The sequence below is a fragment of the Nitrosomonas sp. GH22 genome (genome assembly GCF_009833115.1).
GTDB classification, from domain to species: Bacteria; Pseudomonadota; Gammaproteobacteria; order Burkholderiales; family Nitrosomonadaceae; genus Nitrosomonas; species Nitrosomonas eutropha.
This window is the reverse complement of the sequence record NZ_QRCA01000052.1, coordinates 1-1,939: the sequence shown is the minus strand read 5'-3', so window position 1 is coordinate 1,939 and position 1,939 is coordinate 1. Positions and strand designations below refer to the sequence as shown.

At 50.0% G+C, this 1,939-nt stretch carries 3 protein-coding genes; all 3 read right to left on the bottom strand.

What is annotated here, in order from left to right; genetic code table 11:
- Positions 1-190: 190 nt before the first annotated feature.
- Positions 191-406, bottom strand: coding sequence for a hypothetical protein (locus tag ABF86_RS11805; protein WP_041353470.1), 216 nt, complete (start codon positions 404-406; stop codon positions 191-193).
- A gap of 33 nt (positions 407-439) precedes the next feature.
- Positions 440-724: a hypothetical protein gene (locus ABF86_RS11800; protein WP_160803633.1), complete on the bottom strand. Its 285-nt coding sequence runs from the start codon at positions 722-724 to the stop codon at positions 440-442.
- Between the two features lie 74 nt (positions 725-798).
- A partial coding sequence (locus ABF86_RS11795; protein ID WP_160803632.1) for a YfjI family protein occupies positions 799-1,939 on the bottom strand: 1,141 nt, incomplete at its 5' end.

Here is a 1,939-nt window from a genome sequence, read left to right as displayed (position 1 = left end):
CCGCTCCAGGGTACGCCCTCTGCACTCTGAAGGGCGATGCTCCCTATCCAGTAGTTGCCCCAATTCAGGGCATACATAAAAGCTCAGCCGCCTAAATCCAGCATCATCCATCTTGGCACGGTATTTTTTCAATCATTCGGCATTCTTTGACATTTCATGTCTCCTTCAATAATTAAACCACTGGTTGTGTTTAATCTTTCCTTCTCTCAAGGATGGCGTGCTCCATAAAATACTTTCTGGCTTCAGCGTCCCTCCGACATTGGTCAAGGGTCGTATTGCGCAGTAGCGGGTCATTTTCCCCTATATGATCCAGCCACCAATTAATGAGCTTTTCCCAGTCACTGGCTTCGGTTTTCTCTTCCTTGGCCCAGTCACCATGTTTCTTAATTAAAGCGGATAGGGTCATGATGTCAATCTGCCCGCCCTAAGCATTGTGCAATCACAAAACACCGATTATTTTCTCCGGGTAATGTTGTTGTATGTCCGCAGCGTTTTTAATCGCTATTTTGCGTGCAGCATAGGCTTTAGCTGGCATGGTAGACGTTATCCAGAATCCCGCATCGTTCTTGCTCATTCCCTTGTTATTCATTTCTTGAACAGTCAGACAGCGACGGTCAACCCCGTACTTTCCGGTTCGATGTTTGTCGAATGCTGCTGTGCTGTTGAAATATTCATTGCAGGTAGGGCACTGATTTCTGTCGCCTGTCAGTTCCAATTTAGTCAATTTGCTTCCCCTTGTGATTTTCTGTTTTAGGCTTTTGCTAACGCTAATCTTGCTAATTTTGCTAATATTCAAGGTTAAATCACTCCATCTTTAGCAGGATTAGCAGCTTTAGCATTAGCAAAGTCCAAAAGCGCAGGATTGATAAGCAGTGTTATGCGCTTCCCATCCCTTCGCACTTGAACACGGTCAAGCTCCTCAAGTTCACGGGTCGCAGCATCAATGCTTTCCTTTTTCCGAAGCGGCCCATATTGCAGCGCTACGGATTTTCCTACTGTGTGCGTGCACTTATTCTTGCAATACTCAATCAGCCAGTTATCCAACCGTACCGCGTCTGCCAGTTCAACAGGTAGCGCAAGTTCCCCAAAGAATCTCTTAGCCTCGCTAAGGTGCCATGTTGCTATATTGCTTGCCCGTTCAAAATTACCCCGACTGATAGGGCTGTTCATACCATGTTCGAGCATCTGAAACAGCGCTGCCAGTCGTATCGCGTTGTCGGCAGATTTGCTCGCGACGTCGCGTACGTCGTGAAGCTCTCCGCCTCTTGCTAATTCGCTTTCAATAGCATTGTGATATTCCACCCATGCCGCTTTTGCGTCCGGTGACATGTCCAGCATGGTCGGAGTAAGTGCGCCATCTTCATCAATGGGGGCGAGTTTGTTCAGGATTTCAGCAATACGCCGATGGAATGCGCCAAGGTGCGGCCAGTTGGTAGGTGCTTCGGTAAATGCTCGCAAGCCTTGGGTTGATTCCGGCCAAGCCACAAGGAACCGGGCAAGAAAGCCCGTACCACGCGCCAGCGCTCCCGATTTATTGAAAAACTCCCGCAGGGTGGGTTCCTGTACCTGCAAAGCTACAGTCAGCCGTGCACCGTGTACCGTGAATGATTCACTGGTGCGCCGGTCTATGGCCAGGCTAGCGCCGTCCCATAACTGGTTAAGCATCGCTAGATTGCGCATAACACTATCCTTGCCCATGCCATGCGAACCAAACACAATGCCCGCTTCAGCCGATACCACGCCGCTGGAAGGCCAACGCTTCGCCAATCCATACGTGAGGGCTTCGGGCGTTGCGTCCGCGTATATTAGCCGTGGAACTCTTGGCGGCTCTGGCTTGTCCTGTTGCAATTGCGTCAGATCATTTTGCAACTCGTCAGTCGGACTGCCTTTCGCCCCGGCGCTTTTTATCGCCGATAGAATCCCCTCGCGTTTCGCTTCC